The 17665-nt window shown below is 67.6% G+C and carries 15 protein-coding genes and 1 other RNA gene; 2 read left to right on the top strand and 14 right to left on the bottom strand.

Annotated elements, in window-relative coordinates; all coding sequences use genetic code 11:
• Nucleotides 1-28: 28 nt before the first annotated feature.
• The 14 genes from ACFPPB_RS17960 to rsmI form a co-directional block, all read right to left on the bottom strand.
• Nucleotides 29-763 carry a cell division protein FtsQ/DivIB gene (locus ACFPPB_RS17960; protein ID WP_377329621.1) on the bottom strand — a complete coding sequence of 245 codons (735 nt, stop codon included), beginning with the start codon at nucleotides 761-763 and terminating at the stop codon, nucleotides 29-31.
• Nucleotides 760-1800 carry a D-alanine--D-alanine ligase gene (locus ACFPPB_RS17955; RefSeq protein WP_377329619.1) on the bottom strand — a complete coding sequence of 347 codons (1041 nt, stop codon included), beginning with the start codon at nucleotides 1798-1800 and terminating at the stop codon, nucleotides 760-762. The genes ACFPPB_RS17960 and ACFPPB_RS17955 overlap by 4 nt, the downstream gene beginning before the upstream one ends.
• A 2-nt stretch (nucleotides 1801-1802) precedes the next feature.
• Complete coding sequence (murC, locus tag ACFPPB_RS17950; protein WP_377329617.1) at nucleotides 1803-3242, bottom strand: UDP-N-acetylmuramate--L-alanine ligase; 1440 nt, start codon at nucleotides 3240-3242, stop codon at nucleotides 1803-1805.
• On the bottom strand, nucleotides 3239-4411 hold the full coding sequence (murG, locus tag ACFPPB_RS17945; protein WP_377329615.1) for an undecaprenyldiphospho-muramoylpentapeptide beta-N-acetylglucosaminyltransferase: 1173 nt from the start codon (nucleotides 4409-4411) through the stop codon (nucleotides 3239-3241). The genes murC and murG overlap by 4 nt, the downstream gene beginning before the upstream one ends.
• The gene (gene ftsW, locus ACFPPB_RS17940) at nucleotides 4408-5643 is read right to left on the bottom strand and encodes a putative lipid II flippase FtsW (protein ID WP_377329613.1); all 1236 of its coding nucleotides are present in this window, start codon (nucleotides 5641-5643) and stop codon (nucleotides 4408-4410) included. Before ftsW ends, murG begins: the two co-directional genes overlap by 4 nt.
• Nucleotides 5644-5905: 262 nt before the next feature.
• Nucleotides 5906-7006 carry a phospho-N-acetylmuramoyl-pentapeptide-transferase gene (gene mraY / locus ACFPPB_RS17935; protein ID WP_377329611.1) on the bottom strand — a complete coding sequence of 367 codons (1101 nt, stop codon included), beginning with the start codon at nucleotides 7004-7006 and terminating at the stop codon, nucleotides 5906-5908.
• Complete coding sequence (locus tag ACFPPB_RS17930; RefSeq protein ID WP_377329609.1) at nucleotides 6996-8369, bottom strand: UDP-N-acetylmuramoyl-tripeptide--D-alanyl-D-alanine ligase; 1374 nt, start codon at nucleotides 8367-8369, stop codon at nucleotides 6996-6998. Before ACFPPB_RS17930 ends, mraY begins: the two co-directional genes overlap by 11 nt.
• Nucleotides 8366-9874 carry a UDP-N-acetylmuramoyl-L-alanyl-D-glutamate--2,6-diaminopimelate ligase gene (locus ACFPPB_RS17925; RefSeq protein ID WP_377329607.1) on the bottom strand — a complete coding sequence of 503 codons (1509 nt, stop codon included), beginning with the start codon at nucleotides 9872-9874 and terminating at the stop codon, nucleotides 8366-8368. Before ACFPPB_RS17925 ends, ACFPPB_RS17930 begins: the two co-directional genes overlap by 4 nt.
• Nucleotides 9871-11688 (bottom strand): peptidoglycan D,D-transpeptidase FtsI family protein, encoded by a 1818-nt coding sequence (locus ACFPPB_RS17920; RefSeq protein WP_377329606.1) that lies wholly within the window; start codon nucleotides 11686-11688, stop codon nucleotides 9871-9873. The genes ACFPPB_RS17925 and ACFPPB_RS17920 overlap by 4 nt, the downstream gene beginning before the upstream one ends.
• The gene (gene ftsL, locus ACFPPB_RS17915) at nucleotides 11688-11948 is read right to left on the bottom strand and encodes a cell division protein FtsL (RefSeq protein WP_377329677.1); all 261 of its coding nucleotides are present in this window, start codon (nucleotides 11946-11948) and stop codon (nucleotides 11688-11690) included. The genes ACFPPB_RS17920 and ftsL overlap by 1 nt, the downstream gene beginning before the upstream one ends.
• 5 nt (nucleotides 11949-11953) lie before the next feature.
• Nucleotides 11954-12895 carry a 16S rRNA (cytosine(1402)-N(4))-methyltransferase RsmH gene (gene rsmH, locus ACFPPB_RS17910; RefSeq protein ID WP_377329604.1) on the bottom strand — a complete coding sequence of 314 codons (942 nt, stop codon included), beginning with the start codon at nucleotides 12893-12895 and terminating at the stop codon, nucleotides 11954-11956.
• A 42-nt stretch (nucleotides 12896-12937) separates the two neighbouring features.
• Entirely contained in the window at nucleotides 12938-13384 is a 447-nt protein-coding gene (gene mraZ, locus ACFPPB_RS17905; RefSeq protein ID WP_377329602.1) for a division/cell wall cluster transcriptional repressor MraZ, read from the bottom strand.
• Nucleotides 13385-13707: 323 nt separating this feature from the next.
• An RNA gene (rnpB, locus tag ACFPPB_RS17900) (RNase P RNA component class A) lies at nucleotides 13708-14074 on the bottom strand.
• A gap of 85 nt (nucleotides 14075-14159) precedes the next feature.
• The gene (rsmI, locus tag ACFPPB_RS17895) at nucleotides 14160-14987 is read right to left on the bottom strand and encodes a 16S rRNA (cytidine(1402)-2'-O)-methyltransferase (RefSeq protein ID WP_377329600.1); all 828 of its coding nucleotides are present in this window, start codon (nucleotides 14985-14987) and stop codon (nucleotides 14160-14162) included.
• A gap of 81 nt (nucleotides 14988-15068) precedes the next feature.
• On the opposite strand from rsmI, the gene ACFPPB_RS17890 reads away from it, so the two are divergent.
• Nucleotides 15069-17021 (top strand): penicillin-binding protein activator, encoded by a 1953-nt coding sequence (locus tag ACFPPB_RS17890; RefSeq protein WP_377329598.1) that lies wholly within the window; start codon nucleotides 15069-15071, stop codon nucleotides 17019-17021.
• Nucleotides 17021-17377, top strand: coding sequence for a YraN family protein (locus ACFPPB_RS17885; RefSeq protein ID WP_377329596.1), 357 nt, complete (start codon nucleotides 17021-17023; stop codon nucleotides 17375-17377). Before ACFPPB_RS17890 ends, ACFPPB_RS17885 begins: the two co-directional genes overlap by 1 nt.
• Nucleotides 17378-17665 lie beyond the last annotated feature (288 nt).

Here is a 17665-nt window from a genome sequence, read left to right as displayed (position 1 = left end):
AGGGCGGCCTTCAATAGGCAGATCGTCTTCATGAGCGGGGCGAACCTCCAGCGTTGGCGTCGGCCGCTTGCGGCCAGCGCACGGCAAATCCGTTGGTGTAGCGGAGATCGGCGTAGGTGAAACCGTCGGCATGACCCGCGATCAGCTGCGGATAGACATCGAGGAAACGGTGCAGCCGGCGGCCGGCCTGTTCGCGATCGCCGATCACGATCCGCGCGCCGTTGGCGGTGCTGACGCTCCAGCTGCCGCGCTCGGTCAGCGCCACGCCGCTGATCTGCAGGTGGGTGCCGGCGAACGCCTTCTGGGTTTCGGCGTAAAAGCTCACCACCTCGGCCAGCCGGGTATCCGGGCCGCGCAGATCGGGCAATGCGCTGGTATCGGTCGCACCCGGCGCATCGAATACCAGGCCTTGCCGGCTGATCAGCTGCTTGCCGTTCCAGCGTGCGAACGGCTGCCGTTCGTAGATGCGCAGCTGCAACGTGTCCGGCCAGCGCTTGCGCGCCTCGACCGATTCCACCCACGGCAACGCGGCGACGGCCTTCTGCACGGCATCGAGGTCCAGCGCGAAGAAGCCCTTGCCCAGCCGCGGCCGCACGGCGGCGCGGATCTCGTCCGCGCCGACGTGCTTGAACTCGGCCTGCACGGTCAACCGGGTCACCGGCCAGCGGCTGGCCGCGAACCATCCGCGCAGCACGCCGACGACCGGCAGCGCGACCAGCGCGACGGCCAGACACCAGGCGACGAGGCGGACGGTTCCTTTCACTCGGCGCCTCCTTCGGAGTCGCGGGAATCGTCAGGGTCGGTCTTCGCAGTTGCCGATTCCCCATTCCCCATTCCCCATTCCCGAGCGAAGCTCGTCTCGAGCACGCGCCAGCACAGCTCCTGGTAGTCGATACCGGCGGCCGCGGCGGCCTTGGGCACCAGCGAGTGCGAGGTCATGCCCGGCGCGGTGTTCACTTCCAGCAGCCAGTTGCGGCCGGTGCGATCACGCATCACGTCGACGCGGCCCCAGCCGGCGCAGGCGAGCGCATCGAACGCGGCCAGCGAGAGCGCCGACAACTCTTCGCCAGCCACACCCTCGAGACCGGGGCAGATGTACTGGGTATCCTCGGCCACGTATTTCGCGTTGTAGTCGTAGAACGCCGCCTTCGGCACGATGTGGATGCTCGGCAATACCTGCCGGCCGAGGATCGCGACGGTGAGCTCGTCGCCCTCGATCAGCGTTTCCATCAGCAGGTCGCCCGGATACTTCGCGGCCAGCTTGACCGCTTCATCCAGGTCCTTCTCCGCGAACACGCGGGTCACGCCGACGCTGGAACCTTCGCTGGCCGGTTTCACGATCAGCGGAAAACCGATCTGGCGCGCTGCCGCATGCACATTCGCGCCGCGCGGCAATGCCGCGAACGTCGGCGTCGACAAACCCATCGATTGCCACACGCGCTTGGAACGCGTCTTGTCCATCGACAAGGCGGAGCCGAGCACACCCGAACCGGTGTACGGAACATTCAGCGATTCCAGTGCGCCCTGCAGCACGCCGTCCTCGCCGCCGCCATGCTGGCCGTGCAGGATGTTGAACACGCGGGCGAAGTGGCCGGCGCGCAGCGCGTCGAGCAGCGCGGGGATGCCGTCGATCGCATGCGCGTCGATGCCGCGCGCCTGCAGCGCGGCCAGCACATTGCGGCCGGAATCGAGCGACACTTCGCGCTCGGCCGAGCTGCCGCCCATCACTACGGCGACGCGACCGAACTGGGCGGGATCCTTGATCTTGCTGACGCTGATCGGGTTCACGGCGGTTTTCATGCTCACTTGCTTGTCCTCAGATGGCCGGCCTGGGCCAGCTCCACCGCCGCCGCGCCAATGTCGCCGGCGCCCAGCAGCAACAACAGGTCGCCGTCGCGCAGCAGCGCCGGCAAGGTGTCCTTGAATTCGCGCGGATGCTCGATCAGCACCGGGTCGACCTTGCCGCGGGCACGCACGGCGCGCGCCAGGGCGCGGCCGTCGGCACCGGCGATCGGCGTCTCGCCGGCGGCATAGACGTCGGTCAGCACCAGCACGTCGGCATCGGCCAGCACATTCGCGAAATCGTCCAGCAGATCGCGGGTGCGGCTGTAGCGATGCGGCTGGAAGCCGACCACCAGACGGCGCTCGGGCCAGCCGCCGCGCGCGGCGGCGAACACTGCCGCCAGCTCGCGCGGGTGATGGCCGTAATCGTCGACCAGCAGCACGCTGCCATGGTCCAGCGCGATCTCGCCGCGTCGATGGAAGCGGCGGCCGACACCCTGGAAATGCTCCAGCGCATGGGCCATCGCCTCGGCCTCCACCCCCAGCTGCCAGCCGATCGTGGCGGCCGCCAGCGCATTGAGCACGTTGTGCCGGCCCGGCAGGTTGAGCTTCACCGGCAGCGCATCGGCCCGGCCCGGCAGCACCAGATCGAAATGCATTTCGAAGCCGCGCTGGGTCACGTTCAGTGCGCGCACGTCGGCGTCCGCCGTGTCGATGCCGTAAGTCATCACGCGGCGCGTGGTGGATTTCGCCAGCACGGCGACCTCGGCGTCGTCCACGCAGAGCACGGCCAGGCCGTAGAACGGCAGCCGATGCAGGAATTCCCCGAATGCCTTCTTCACCTGGGCGAAATCGCCGCCATAGTTCTCCAGGTGGTCGGCGTCGATATTGGTGACCGCCGCGATCACCGGCGACAGCAGCAGGAACGAGCCATCGGATTCGTCGGCTTCCGCGACCAGATACTGGCCGGTGCCGAGCCGCGCGTTCGCCCCGGCCGCGTTGAGTTGACCGCCGATGACGAAGGTCGGGTCATAGCCGGCCTCGGCCAGCACGCTGGCGGTGAGGCTGGTGGTGGTGGTCTTGCCGTGCGTGCCGGCGATCGCCACGCCGCGGCGGAAGCGCATCAGCTCGCCCAGCATCTCCGCGCGCGGGATCACCGGGATGCGCGCGGCGCGCGCGGCGACCAGCTCCGGGTTGTCCTGCCTGATCGCGCTGGAGGTCACCACCACGTCGGCGTCGCCGATGTGTTCGGCGGCATGTCCCACATACACGGTGATGCCCATCTGCTGCAGGCGCTGCGATGTCGGCGAGCTGGCCCGGTCGGAACCGGACACCGCGTAACCGAGGTTGTGCAGCACTTCGGCGATGCCGCTCATGCCGACGCCGCCGATGCCGATGAAGTGCACCCGGCGGAACGTGCTCATCAAGTCCTCGTGCGCATGCAGGCGACGCGGCGTCATGCGGCCTCCTTCATGCGTGCCGATTCAATACAAGCGGCGGCAATGACCTGCGCCGCGTCGGGTTTCGCCAGCGTGCGCGCCGCTTCGGCCATCGCCAGCAGGCGGCGGCGATCACCCAGCAGCGACTCCAGTCGCTGCGCCAGAATCTGTATGTCCAGTTCACTCTCCTGCATCACGACGGCGGCACCGATCGCCACCAGTGCTTCGGCGTTGCGCGTCTGGTGGTCGTCCACCGCGTGCGGGAACGGCACCAGCACGGCACCGAGTCCGGCCGCGGTCAGTTCGGCCAGGGTCAGCGCGCCGGCGCGGCAGACGGCCAGGTCGGCCCATTCGTAGCTGCCCGCCATGTCGTCGATGAATGCCACTACCTGGGCCTCGACACCGGCTTTCGCGTACGCCGCACGCGCCTCGTCGAGGCCGCGCGTGCCGCACTGGTGCACCACCTCGGGACGCTGCGCCGGAGTCAGCTGCGCCAGCGCCTGCGGCACGGCCAGATTCAAGGCGCGTGCACCGAGGCTGCCGCCGAGTACCAGCAGGCGCGGCCTGCCGCTGCGGCCCGCCATGCGCTGGGCGGGCAACGGCAACGCGGCGATCGCGTTGCGCACCGGGTTGCCGACCCATTCGGCCCGGGGCAACGCATCGGCGAAACCGGCCAGCACGCGCGTGGCCAGTCCGGCCAGCTTGCGGTTGGTGAAACCGGCGATGCGGTTCTGTTCGTGCACCAGCAGCGGCCGCCGCAGCAGCCACGCAGCAAGGCCACCGGGGCCGGCCACGTAACCGCCCATCGACAACACGCTGCGCGGTTTCACCCGGCTCATCACGGCCAGCGACGCGAACAGCGCGCGCAGCAGCATCAGCGGCGCCAGCAGCCGGGTCTTGATGCCCTTGCCGCGCAAGCCGCCGACTGCCACCGTGTGCAACTCGATCCGCTGCGCCGGCACGACCGTCGTTTCCATCCCGCCAACCGCGCCCAGCCAGACCACCGGCACGCCCTGCGCGCGCAGACATTCGGCCACGGCCAGGCCGGGGAAAATGTGGCCGCCGGTACCGCCGGCCATGATCAGCACCGGGCGGGAATCGGGATGGGAGACCCGGGCGCCGGCAAAGGCAGGGCGCGACCCGCTCCGGCCATGCCCGATTCCCGACTCGCTATTCTCGATAGTCTTCATGCAGCCACCGCTTCGCGCGGCTTCACCGCGACATTGGCGTCGGCCACCGCGGCAGCCGGCATGCGCCGGGTCACTTCGCGGGCATCCAGCGCACGGTTGATCTCGAACGTGGCGCGCAGCAGCACGCCGGCCATCGCACAGGTCAGCGCCATCGACGAGCCGCCATAGCTGATCAGCGGCAGGGTCAGCCCCTTGGTGGGCAGTGCGCCGAGGTTCACGCCGATCGACACGATCGCCTGCATCGCCAGCATCAGCGAGACGCCGAATGCCACGTAACCGGCAAAGCGCTGCCCTATCTCGACGCCTTTCAGACCCAGGTACAAACCGCGCCCCACCACCAGCGCGAACAGGCCGACCACCAGCACCACGCCGGCCAGACCCAGCTCCTCGCCGATCACCGCGAAGATGAAGTCGGTGTGCGCTTCGGGCAGATAAGACAATTTCAGTACGCTGGAACCCAGCCCGACACCGGTCCACTCGCCGCGCCCGATCGCCATCAGCGACTGGGTCAGCTGGAAGCCGTCGTTGAACGGGTCCTTCCACGGATCCATGAACGTGGTCAGCCGCTTCATGCGGTAGCTCTCGCCGGTGGCCGCGATATACAGCAGCGGCATCAGCGGCAACCCCATCAGGAACAGGAAGATCGGCCGCGCCCCGCCTAGCCAGACCATCGCGATGGTCACCGCGATCACCAGCGTGGCCGAGCCGAAGTCCGGCTGCGCCAGCAGCAGCAGCACGATCACGCCGGCCACCAGCACCGGCTTGAACAGGCCGAGGAAGCGCGTCTCCACGCTCTCGCGATGACGCACCAGATAACTGGCGATGTACACCACCAGAATGAGTTTTACCGCCTCGACCGGCTGGAACGTCGTCACCAGCAGGTTCAGCCAGCGCCGCGCGCCGTTGATGCGCATGCCCACATGCGGCACGAACACCAGCAGCAGCAGCACGAACGCCAGCAGCATCAGGTGGAAGGCGTACTTCTCGAACAGCTTCAGTTCGGTGCGCATCGCCATGGTGGCCGCCAGCGCGCCGAGACTGAGAAAGATCAGGTGCTTCTTCAGGAAATAGAACGCGCCCAGGTGCTGGCTGTCGGCCACCGCGATCGAGCTGGAGGCCACCATCACCACGCCGACGCTGACCAGCCCGATCAAGCCCACCAGCAGCCACAGATCGAAGCTGCCGCGCGGTCCCTGCCGGCGTTTGGCCTGAGTGCTGTCGAAGTCGAACATGGTGCCTGTCCTCATGACCCAAGTGCGCCGCGTTGTTTTGCGGTGGCTGTCAGGTGGTGGAATGCGACACAGATCATGGTGGCGCCATGCTCAAGGAGCAGGCCGCCTGACAGCCACCGCAAAGCAACCCTTCGGGCCGGGTCGGTCTGCCCGCAGGCCTGCGTCATCGTTCGATCATGTATCGACATACATTCACTCACTCTTCCTTGTCCTGCAGGCAGACCGCACCCGGCGCGACGTGCTTGGGTCATGAGGGCAGGCACTAGCGCACCTTCAACGTGGCGAGACCGACCAGCACCAGCACCACGCTGATGATCCAGAAACGCACGATCACGCGCGGCTCCGGCCAGCCCTTCAATTCGAAGTGGTGATGGATCGGCGCCATTCGGAAAACGCGCTTGCCGGTCAGCTTGAAACTGGCGACCTGGATCATCACCGAAGCGGTTTCCATCACGAACACGCCGCCCATCACCAGCAGCACGATTTCCTGGCGCACGATCACCGCCACGCAGCCGAGCGCGGCACCCATCGCCAGCGCGCCGACGTCGCCCATGAACACCTGCGCCGGATAGGTGTTGAACCACAGGAAGCCGAGCCCTGCACCGGCCAGCGCGCCGCAGAAGATCGCCAGCTCGCCCGCCCCGGGGATCGACGGAATGCCCAGGTATTCGGAGAACACCTTGTTGCCGGCCAGGTAGGCGAACACACCCAGCGCGCCGGAGACCAGCACGGTCGGCATGATCGCCAGACCGTCCAGGCCGTCGGTGAGGTTCACCGCGTTGGAGAAACCCACGATCATGAAATAGGTGATCACCACGAAGAACAGCCCCAGCGGCACCGCCACGTGCTTGAACAGCGGCACGTACAGCGCGGTCTCCGCCACCGGCAGGCCGGCAGCTGCCGACGGCGCGGTGTAGTACAGGAACAGCGCCGCACCGACGCCGAACAGCGACTGCCAGAAATACTTCCAGCGGCTGGCCAGGCCACGGCTGTCCTTCAACACCAGCTTGCGGTAGTCGTCGTAGAAGCCGATCGTGCCGTACGCCAGCATCACCGCCAGCACCACCCACACGTAGCGGTTGTGCAGGTCGGCCCACAGCAGCGTGGCGATGCTGACCGAGAGCAGGATCATCACGCCGCCCATGGTCGGCGTGCCGGCCTTGACCAGATGCGTCTGCGGGCCGTCGCTGCGCACCACCTGGCCGGCCTTCAGCGCGGCCAGCTTGCGGATCAGCGCCGGCCCCAGCAGCAGCGACACCGCCAGCGCGGTGAGCGCGGCCATGATCGTACGGAACGTGATGTACTGGAAAAGATGCAGCGCGGTGAAATGCCGTGCCATCCAGTCGGCCAGTTCAAGCAGCATCGGATGCGTCCCCCTTGTTCTCGCCAACATGGCCGCCGAGCGCCGCCACGACCTGTTCCATGCCGGCCGAACGCGAGCCCTTCACCAGGCAGGTGACGCCCGCATGCAATTGCGCATGCAGCGCCACGATCAGCGCCGCCTTGTCGGCGAAATGCCGGCCTTGCGCCCCGAACGCCTCTACGGTGGCCGCGCCGAGCGGACCCACCGCGAACAGCCGCTCGACGCCGCACTCGCGGGCGCGCGCGCCGACGCCCGCGTGCAGCGCGGGCGCCTCCGTACCCAGCTCGGCCATGTCGCCCAGCACCAGCCAGCGCTCGCCGTCGGCCAGCAGCAAGGTGTCGATCGCCGCCGCCATCGAGCTGGGGTTCGCGTTGTAGCTGTCGTCGATCAGCGTCCAGCCACCGGCCATCGCCTCGCGGCGCAACCGCCCGGCCACGCCCGCCGCCTGTTCCAGCCCGGCGACGATGGTGTCCAGCGGCACTTCCAGCGCCAGCGCGATCGTCGTCGCCGCCAGCGCATTGGCGATGTTGTGGCGGCCGGACAGCGGCAAGCTCACCTCAGCATCGCCCTGCGGCGTGCTGAGCACGAAATGCGAACCGTCCACACGCTGTTCGAGGATGTCAGCGCCGATATCCGCCGGATGGTCGAGGCCATAGCGCAGCACTTTGCGGGCACCGGCCAGCCCGCCGAAAAAGCGGGCGAACGCGTCGTCGGCGTTGATGATCGCGATGCCGTCGGCCGGCAACGCCTGGTACAGCGCGCCCTTGGTCTCGGCCACGCCTTCGATGCTGCCCATGCGCGCAAGATGCGCCGGCGCGATGAGCGTGACGAGGCCGATATCGGGCCGTGCGATGGCAGCCAGGTACGCGATGTCGCCCGGCTTGCCGGCGCCCATTTCCAGCACCGCGTATTCGGTGTCCCGCGGCATCGCCAGCAAGGTCAGCGGCAGGCCGATCTCGTTGTTGAAGTTGCCGGCGCTGACGTGGGTGCGGCCATGCCGCGACAGGATCGAGGCGGCCAGCGTCTTCACCGTGGTCTTGCCGTTGGAACCGGTGATGCCGACCACGCGCACGTTGCGCTGGGCGCGCACCGCGCTGGCCAGGTCGCCCAACGCCAGCTCGGCGTCATTGACCAGGAGCTGCGGCAGATCGCCGTCGAGCTTGCGCGTCACCATGGCGGCGACGGCACCGCGCGCGGCAGCCTCGGCCAGATAGTCGTGACCGTCCACGCGCTCGCCCTTGATCGCCACGAACAGGTCGCCGGGCTGCAGCTTGCGCGTGTCGATGGCGACACCGGTGACCTCGGCGTCGGCGCCGAGCAGGCGCCCGTGGGTCCACAGCGCGATGGTGCTCAGCGACATCATGCGCGCGGCTCCCGGCTCATCCGTTCCAGTGCGGCATGCGCCACCGCCAGATCATCGAATGGACGCTTGCCGGCCGCGCCATCCTGATAGGTTTCATGCCCCTTGCCGGCGATCAGCACCGCGTCGCCCGACTGCGCCAGCTGCAGCGCCTGGCCGATCGCCGACGCGCGATCGCGCTCGACCGTCATCGCGCGTGCCGATGCCATGCCGGCGACGATCTGCGCCACGATCGCATCGCCGTCTTCGCCGCGCGGATTGTCGTCGGTGACGATGGCGACGTCCGCCAGCCGCGCCGCGATCGCGCCCATCAGGGGACGCTTGCCGGCGTCGCGCTCGCCGCCGCAACCGAACACGCAGATCAGCTTGCCGGCGCAGTGCGCCCGCACGGCGTCCAGCGCCTGCTCCAGCGCATCCGGGGTGTGCGCGTAATCGACCACCACCAGCGGCAGGCCGCGCAAGCCGCCCAGCCGGCTCATCCGGCCGTTGACCGGCTGCAATTGCTCGAGCGCGGCCACGATGTGCGAAAACGGTTCGCCCAGCGCGCCCAGGCAGCCCGCCACCGCCAGCAGGTTCGCCACATTGAAGCGGCCCAGCAGATGGCTGTTGATCGCCCGCACGCCCCACGGCGTACGCAGCCGGAACGCCAGCCCCTCGGCCGACGTGACGATGGCGCTGGCGGCAATCTCCGCGTCGCTGTCGTCGGTCATGCTGAAGCGCAGCGGCTGCACGCCGGCGGGCAACTGCGCCGCCAGTTCGCGGCCGAACGCATCGTCGATATTGATCACCGCGCTCTGCAGTCCCGGCCAGGCGAACAGTTTCGCCTTGGCCGCACCGTAAGCCTGCATGCTGCCGTGATAGTCCAGATGGTCGCGGGTGAGGTTGGTGAACACCGCCACTTCGAAATCCACCGCGCCCACGCGGCCCTGCTCCAGCGCATGCGATGACACTTCCATCGCCACGTGGCTGACCTCGGCATCGCGGAAATCCGCAAGCAACGCCTGCACACTGATCGCATCGGGCGTGGTGCGCTCGCCTTCGAGCAACTGACCATGCACGCCGGCACCGAGCGTACCGATCGAGGCCGCGCGATGACCGAGCAAGGTCAGCGCCTGTGCCAGCAGCTGCACGCACGAGGTCTTGCCGTTGGTACCGGTGACGCCGACCATCCGCATCGACTCGCTGGGACGCTCGAAGAAGCGCGCAGCGATTTCACCGACCTGCGCATGCAAGTCGTCGATCCACAGCAACGGCACGTCCAGCGGAGCCAGATCGTCGACCGCCGGCGCCTCGGCCAGCACTACCTGCGCGCCGCGCTGCACCGCGCCGGCGGCAAACTCGATGCCATGACCCCGGGTGCCGCGCAGCGCAAAAAACGCATCGCCGCGGCGCGCCCGGCGCGAGTCCAGCGTCAGTCCCGACACCACGATGCGCCCGGCACCCGGCACGGCAGCGACCTGCGCGTCGGCAATTCCCAGCAGCAGCTGATCGAGATGGCCGGTGCTCATGGCGTGCCCTCCTCGGCCGGCGCTTCTTCGATGTTCGGGGCGGCCGGCGGAGCGTTGCCGGTCAGTCCGTTCTGAACCTGCAAGGGGCCACCGACATACCAGCGGCCGATGTTGTCCGGCGGAATATCCAGCAGTCGCAATGCGCCGGCCATGACTTCGGCGAACACCGGGCCGGAGACCAGGCCGCCGTAGTAGCTGCCCTTGCGGGGATTGTCGACCACCACCGCCGCCACCAGCCGCGGGTTGGTCGCCGGCACCATGCCAGCGAACGCGGCGCCGTAGTTGTTCTTCGAATATCCCCCCGCCACCGCCTTGTGCGCCGTGCCGGTCTTGCCCGCCACGGTGTAATTGGCGATCCATGCATAAGGCGCGGCAGTACCGCCCGGCTGGGTGGTGGTCTCGAGCATGTCCACCAGCTCGTGGGCTATCTGCGGCTCGATGATGACCTTCCCGTCGCTGTCGTTGCCCTTGATGAAGGTGGGCGAATGCATAACGCCGCCGTCGGCGATGGTGGCGTAGGCGTTGGCCAGCTGCAGCACGGTCACATTGAGGCCATAGCCGTAGCCCAGGATGGCCTTTTCCAGCGGCCTCCAGTCGCGGCCGATCTTCAGGTAGCCGGACGTCTCGCCCGGGAATCCGCTGTTGGTGCTGTTGCCGAAGCCGAACGCCCGATAGGTGTCGTACATCAACCCCGTATCGAGCTGCATCGCGATGTGCGCGGCACCGACGTTGCTCGACTTGGTGATCACTCCGGTCGGCGTGAGCAGCCCGTAGTTGTGGGTGTCGTGAATATCGTGACCCTGGAAAAACCAGTGGCCACCAGTAGTGTCGATCAGCGGGCTGGTCGGCGTGTACTTGCCGCTGGACAACGCCGCTGCCATCAGTACCGGCTTGATCGTCGAACCCGGCTCGAGCACGTCGGTCATCGCGCGGTTGCGCCGGTCGGCCGGCTTGCTGCTGTTGACCGAGTTGGGGTTGTAGGTCGGCAGGTTGACCATCGCCAGCACTTCGCCGGTCTTCACGTCGAGTATCACCATCGAGCCGGAATCGGCCTGCGACTTCTCCAGCGTGCTTTTCAGTTCGTTGTAGGCCAGAAACTGGATGCGACGATCGATGCTGAGCGTGAGGTTCTGTCCCGGCTTCGGCGCGCGGATCTGCTCGACGTCCTCCACCACGTGGCCCATGCGGTCGCGGATGACGCGCTTGGAGCCCGGCTTGCCGGACAGCCAGTCGTCGTACGCCAGCTCCAGGCCTTCCTGGCCGTGGTCGTCGATATTGGTGAAGCCGAGCACATGCGAGGTGACTTCGCCGGACGGGTAGTAGCGCTTGAACTCGCGCTGACCGTTGATGCCGGGAATGCCCAGGTCCAGCACGACCTGTGCGGCTTCCGGCGCCATCTGCCGCCTCAGGTAGACGAATTCCTTGTCCGAGCGCTGTACCAGCTGCTCCTTCAGGTTCGCCGCGTCGACCCCCAACGCCTGCGCCAGCTGCGGGATGCGATCGTCGTGTTCAAGCACTTCGGCCGGATTCGCCCAGATCGACATCACCGGCGTCGACACCGCCAGCGGCTCGCCGTTGCGGTCGAAGATGGTGCCGCGCGACACCGGGATCGGCATCACCCGCAGGAAGCGCGCATCGCCCTGGCTCTGATAGAACTGCTTGCGCACCACCTGCAGGTCGAAAGCACGCGCCACCAGTCCGATCGAGGCCAGCCCGAGCAGGCCGACCACCACCATCATCCGCTTGCGCGAACTGGGGCCGGCACTGCGGCGGCGGCCGTGCTGCGGAGGTGGGATGTGCTTGCGCAAGCCCATCAGTGCAGCAACCGGATGTCTTGCGGGCGCGGATCGAGCATGCCCAGTTTCTGCCGGGCCTCGTCGTCGATGCGCCGCGGCTCGGCATAGGTGGCCTGCTCCAGTTCCAGCCTGCCGTATTCGATGTTCAACTCGTCGCGCTGGTTCTGCAGCGAGGTGAGGTTGACGAACAACACGCGGCTCTCGTGGCGCGTCCACACCACGCCGATCGCGCTGGCCAGCACCGCCGCGAGCAGGACCAGCATGAACAGGGCGCCGATCGCCTTCACGCGCGGCCTCCTTCGGGCAATTTCTCTGCCACCCGCAGCACCGCGGAACGCGAACGCGGGTTCGCGGCCTGTTCGGCCGCGGACGGAAATTGCGCCTTGCCGATGGCCACCAGGCGCGCCGGCGCCGCCTGCACCGGCGGTCCGCGGCGCGTGTTCTGCACGCGGCCGGAGTGGTCGCGGATGAACAGTTTCACCGCGCGATCCTCCAGCGAATGGAAGCTGATCACCGACAGCCGACCACCCGGCTTGAGCCGTTCCAGCGCGGCATCCAAACCCTGCTGCAGCGCGTCCAGTTCGCCGTTCACGCGGATGCGCAACGCCTGGAAGCTGCGCGTGGCCGGGTGCTTGCCCGGCTCGCGCCGGCCGACCACGCGCTCGATCAGCGCGGCCAGCTGGCCGGTGCGGGTGAACGGCGTGGCCGTGCGATCCGCGACGATGGCGCGGGCGATGCGCCGGCCGTGACGCTCCTCGCCGAAATTCCACAGCACTTCGGTGATCTCGCGCTCGCTGGCATGCGCCAGGAAATCGGCGGCGCTTTCGCCCTGGCTGGTGTCCATGCGCATGTCCAGCGGCGCATCGGCCATGAAACTGAAACCGCGCGCAGCCTCGTCCAATTGCGGCGAGGACACGCCCAAGTCGAGCAGCACGCCGTCAAGGCCGGCGGCGGTTTCGTCCCACTCGGCCAGGCTGGAGAAATTGGCGTGCCGGATCGCCACGCGCGGATCGCCGGCAAATTCGGCCCGCGCCGCGGCGATCGCGGTGGGATCCCGGTCCATCAGCAGCAGCCGGCCATCGGGACCGAGGCGCGACAGTACGGCGCGAGCGTGACCGCCGCGACCGAAGGTTCCATCGAGATAGCGCCCGCCAGCATGCACGGCGAGTCCCTCCACTGCTTCACCCAGCATTACCGGGATGTGCCGCAACTGCTGCTCGGCCATGCCGCACTCCCGCTCCCGTCCCACGTCTGTCGCTGCGCCCGTTTACAGGCGCAGTACGGCCATTTCTGCAGTGATCTCGTCTTCGCCGATGCTCTGGCGGATCTTGGCCAGGTGAGCCTGTTCGCTCCACAGCTCGAACTTGTTGCCCATGCCCAGCAGCACTGCCTTCTTCTCGATGCCCGCGGCGGCACGCTGACTGGCCGGCAGCAACACTCGCGCCGCGCCATCGGGCTCGACCACGGCGGCGGCGCCGACCAGCTTCATCTGCATGTCGCGATGGGCGGCCTTGACCTTGGGCAGCGCATTCACCTGATCGCGCACCTGCTCCCACTCGGCATGCGGGAACAGCCATAGGCAGCCCGGCTCGAACGGGTTGTAGGTGATCACCAGACGATTCGCGCACTCGCCCGCCACCAACTCGCGATACGCGGTTGGAATGGCCAGGCGGCCCTTGTCGTCTACGGTGATGGCGGTTTCGCCCTGGAACACGGTCGTTGAACTCCACTAAAACCCACGATTTCACACCGGAACCCACGATAGTCTCGGCTCATGAGACTGTCAAGGGAATTTCGCTTGTGAATCAAGGAGAAAGGCGAAGTTGTGGCGGTAATTCCAGCGTTTTCTCATAAACCCCTGCAAGGTGTTTGAAAGCAAGGGGATTTTTGATTTCGAATCAGTGCCAACATGGCGTCTGGCGGGGATAAATCCGGGATTCCCGTCCAGCTCGCGATGAACCGGCGTTCATCCGCCCGCGGTCCTGCCCGCCACCACCGGCGTGGACGTCTGCCACACCGGTGGTGGATTCATGCAAGAGGTGGAGTCGGCCTGTAAGCCGGGTTCTGTACGTCTTGCGACGCGACAGTCATTCCTCTCGGCCAGACGTCGCCGTCTGGCTCCAGCAACCTACCCGGGAACAACGCGGGCCGCGTTATCGTTCCCCTATTTGGTCTTGCTCCGAGTGGGGTTTACCGTGCCGTACGGCGTTGGCCCCGTACGCGGTGCGCTCTTACCGCACCCTTTCACCCTTACCACGCACATCCAAGGATGCCGTTCGGCGGTCTGCTCTCTGTTGCACTGGCCGTCAGCTCACGCTGCCCAGGAGTTACCTGGCACTCTGCCCTGCGGAGCCCGGACTTTCCTCGATGCACTTGCGTGCGACGCGACTGCCCGGCCGACTCCATCTCCTAGTCTAGTAGGAGCGCACCCTGTGCGCGATGCTCTTTGTCCATAATTCATGCGAAACGATCGCGCACAGGGTGCGCTCCTACCCCTCGTACAGGAGCTTGCGCGGCGCGCCGGTGATCGCCGCCGCCATCTTCGCCGCCTTCGCCGGCGGCAGTTCCTCGCGCAGGATCGCGAAGATGCGCCGGCCCTCGATCAGCTTCGCATCGGCTTCCTCGCCGCGTCCGGCCACCAGGATCACGCATTCGCCGCGCTGCTGATCGGGATCGGCCGCGACCCGTTCCGCCAGTTCCGCCAGCGGCTCGCCCAGCACTGTTTCGAACATCTTGGTCAGCTCGCGCGCCAGCACCGCCTCCCGGCTGGCGCCGAAGATATCGCGCATGTCGGCCAGACTCTCGGCGACGCGATGCGACGACTCATAGAAGATGAGCGTGCGCGCATCGCCGTCGAGCTCCCGCAGGCGGCTGCGTCGTGCCGCCGCCTTCGGCGGCAGGAAACCCTCGAACACGAACCGGTCGCTAGGCAGTCCCGCCACCGACAGCGCGGCGATCGCGGCGCAGGCACCTGGCACCGGAATGCAGCGGATGCCGGCCGCGCGCGCGGCGCGCACCAGCCGAAAACCCGGATCGCTGATCAGCGGCGTGCCGGCGTCCGAGATCAACGCCACCGAATCGCCTGCCGCCATTCTGCGCACGATCGCGTCCACCGCATCGCGCTCATTGTGATCGTGCAGGGCGATCAGCGGCGTGTCGATGTTGTGATGAACCAGCAGCGGCCGGCTGTGCCGGGTGTCTTCGGCGGCGATCACCGCCACCTCGCGCAACGTCGCGATGGCACGGGCAGACAAGTCGTCGCGATGACCGATCGGGGTGGCCACCACCCACAAGCAACCTGGCTGAACTGCTGACATCGTCATACTCCTGCGCCGTGAGCCGGCGATCCGATCGGCTATGATCGCGCATTGACGACCATGACGAACAAGGGATATCCCATGCGCCTCATGCGCCTCCCGCGCGCCGCCGCGATTGGACTGTTTCTCTCGGTAGTTCTGGCCGCCTGTGTGCCGATGAACGCGCCGCGCTCGCCGGCCGAAGTCGCCGCCGCACAGAGCGCCGCTGCGCTGGCGCAACAAGGTCAGTTCGCTCAGGCCGCACAGGCCTACCAGGCGCTGGCGGATCAATCGCCCAGCCGTGCCGACAGCTACCGCCTGCAAGCCGCCGAAGCGTGGCGACAGGAAGGCCAGATCGAACGTACCGCCCCGATTCTTGCCGGCATCAAGCGGCAACGCCTGAGCGACGACGAGCCGCTGCGCTTCGACCTGCTGCGGGCCGAACTGGCGCTGGACCAGCACGACGCGGCCACCGCACTGCAACTCACCACCCAGCCGAATGTCACGGTGCCGCCAGCGCTGCAGCTGCGCCTGCTGGAACTGCGCGCGCGCGCGATGGCGGCGAGCGACGACAGCTGGGGCGCCGCGCGCACCCGGGTGCAGATGGACGACCAATTGAGCGGTTTCGATCACACGCAGAACCGTCGGCAAATCCTCGGCCTGCTCGGCAAGCTCGGCGTCGGCCCGCTCAAGCAACGCGCCGCCGCGATGAAACCGGGCGATCGCATGCTGCCCTGGGTCGACGAGGCGCTGACGCAGCTCGGTGTCGTGGTGGCGCAGCCGCAGGCGGAATTGCAGCAACCGGTCGGCACCTTGCTGCCAGGTGCCAATGCCAACGTGCGCGAAGGCTACCAGGCGCCCGCCCAGGTGGCGTTGCTGCTGCCCAGCGACGGCAACTACGCGGCTGCGAGCACGTCGATTCGCGAGGGTTTCTTTGCCGCCTATCTCGATGCCGGGCGCAACCATGCACCGCGCCCGTTGGTTCGCGTGTACGACAGCAAGGGCACCAGCGACGGTGCGATCAAGGCCTACCAGCAGGCGGTCAGCGACGGCGCCCGACTGGTCGTCGGCCCGCTGACTCGCGGCGAAGTCGCCGCCGTGTTCGGCCAGACACAACTGCCGGTACCGGTGCTGGCGCTGAACCATCCCGACGACAAGCAACTGCCCGCCAGCAATGCCAGCGAATTCGGCCTGCTGCCGGAGACCGAAGGCGCCCAGGCCGCAGACCACATGGTCGAGCGCGGCCTGCGCCAGGCCTACCTGGTGATTTCCAGCGACGACTTCGCCCAGCGCGCCGCCGGTGCCTTCAAGGCCGAACTTGCCGCCCGCGGCGGTCAGCTGCTTGGCGCGGCCACCCTGCCGGCCGGAGCGACCAGTTACGCCGACACCATCGCAGGGCTGCATATTCCTGCATCCGCCTCCGCGCCCGCCGCAGCCGCACCGGCCGCTGCTGCCACGACTACCACCGACAATGCCGCCCCGCCGGCCAGCGCCCCCGGCGACACCGGCGACACCGGCATCTTCATCAGCATGCGCCCGGCGCAGGCACGACTGCTGCTGCCCCAGTTGCGCATCGCACGGGTCGGCCTGCCGGTGATCGCCACCTCGCATGTCTACGAAGGCAGCGACGACGCCGCGGGCAATCGCGACCTGGATGGCGTGGAATTCTGCGATTCACCGTGGCTGTTCAATGCCCAGCCGGGCCTGCCCAACCATGACGACATCGCCGCCCAGCTGCCATCGGCCCGCGGCGGCGGTGCGCGGCTGTTCGCGTTCGGCATGGATGCGTGGAACCTGGTGCCCTACCTCGACTGGCTGCGCGCCCATCCGGGCAGCTACGTCCCCGGCGCCAGCGGCCAGCTCACCGCCGACCAGTTCGGCCGCGTGCGCCGCGTGCTGATCTGGGCGCAGTTCCAGGATGGCCTGGCGCACCCGCTGAGCGGCAGCCTGCAGACCGACGACGTGCCCGCCGGCACCCCGCCGGCAGGCAACATCCCGGCACCCGCCGCCAGCGGCAATAAACCGGCCGACACAAGCCTGCCCGTCAGCCACTGATGCGCGCCGCCGGCGACGTCTTCGAGCAACGCGCCTGCGCCGAACTCGAACGCGCCGGCCTGAAACTTCTCGCGCGCAACTACAGCACGCGCTACGGCGAACTCGACCTGGTGATGCTGGACGGCGACACCGTGGCGTTCCTCGAAGTGCGTTATCGCGTACGCGCCAGCCACGGCGATGCACTCGCCTCGGTCACCCGCGGCAAGCAGGACAAGCTGGTCCGCACCGCGCAGCTGTGGCTGGCCGCCCATCCGCAATACGCGCATCGCCCCTGCCGCTTCGACGTGGTGAGCTACGACGGCACCGCCGTCGATTTGCACATGCAGTGGTTGCGCGGAGCGTTTGAAGCCGACTGAAGCACACCAAGCTCCCTTCCTGATCCTGAATAAGTTGAACCGACTCCGTTTTCTTGCAGGCGGCAAAGGGGGCCGCTCAACTCTGTGTGCATTCCGGCGGGCGAAGGTCCGAATCCTTGGCGTGGCGACAGAACTGGGTCTGCCACCAAGCCTAGACGGAAGGCGGATTCAATTTAGAAGTGCATCACTCCAGCCCCGGGAAGTAGCGCAGGTGCGGTAGCCTGCGCAGCTTCACCGCCAAGTGGAACTGCACATTGAGCTACACGCACCTGAGCCAGGACGAACGCT

This window comes from Rhodanobacter terrae, assembly GCF_042657005.1.
GTDB classification, from domain to species: domain Bacteria; phylum Pseudomonadota; class Gammaproteobacteria; order Xanthomonadales; family Rhodanobacteraceae; genus Rhodanobacter; species Rhodanobacter terrae.
This window is presented reverse-complemented; position numbering and strand designations above follow the sequence as displayed.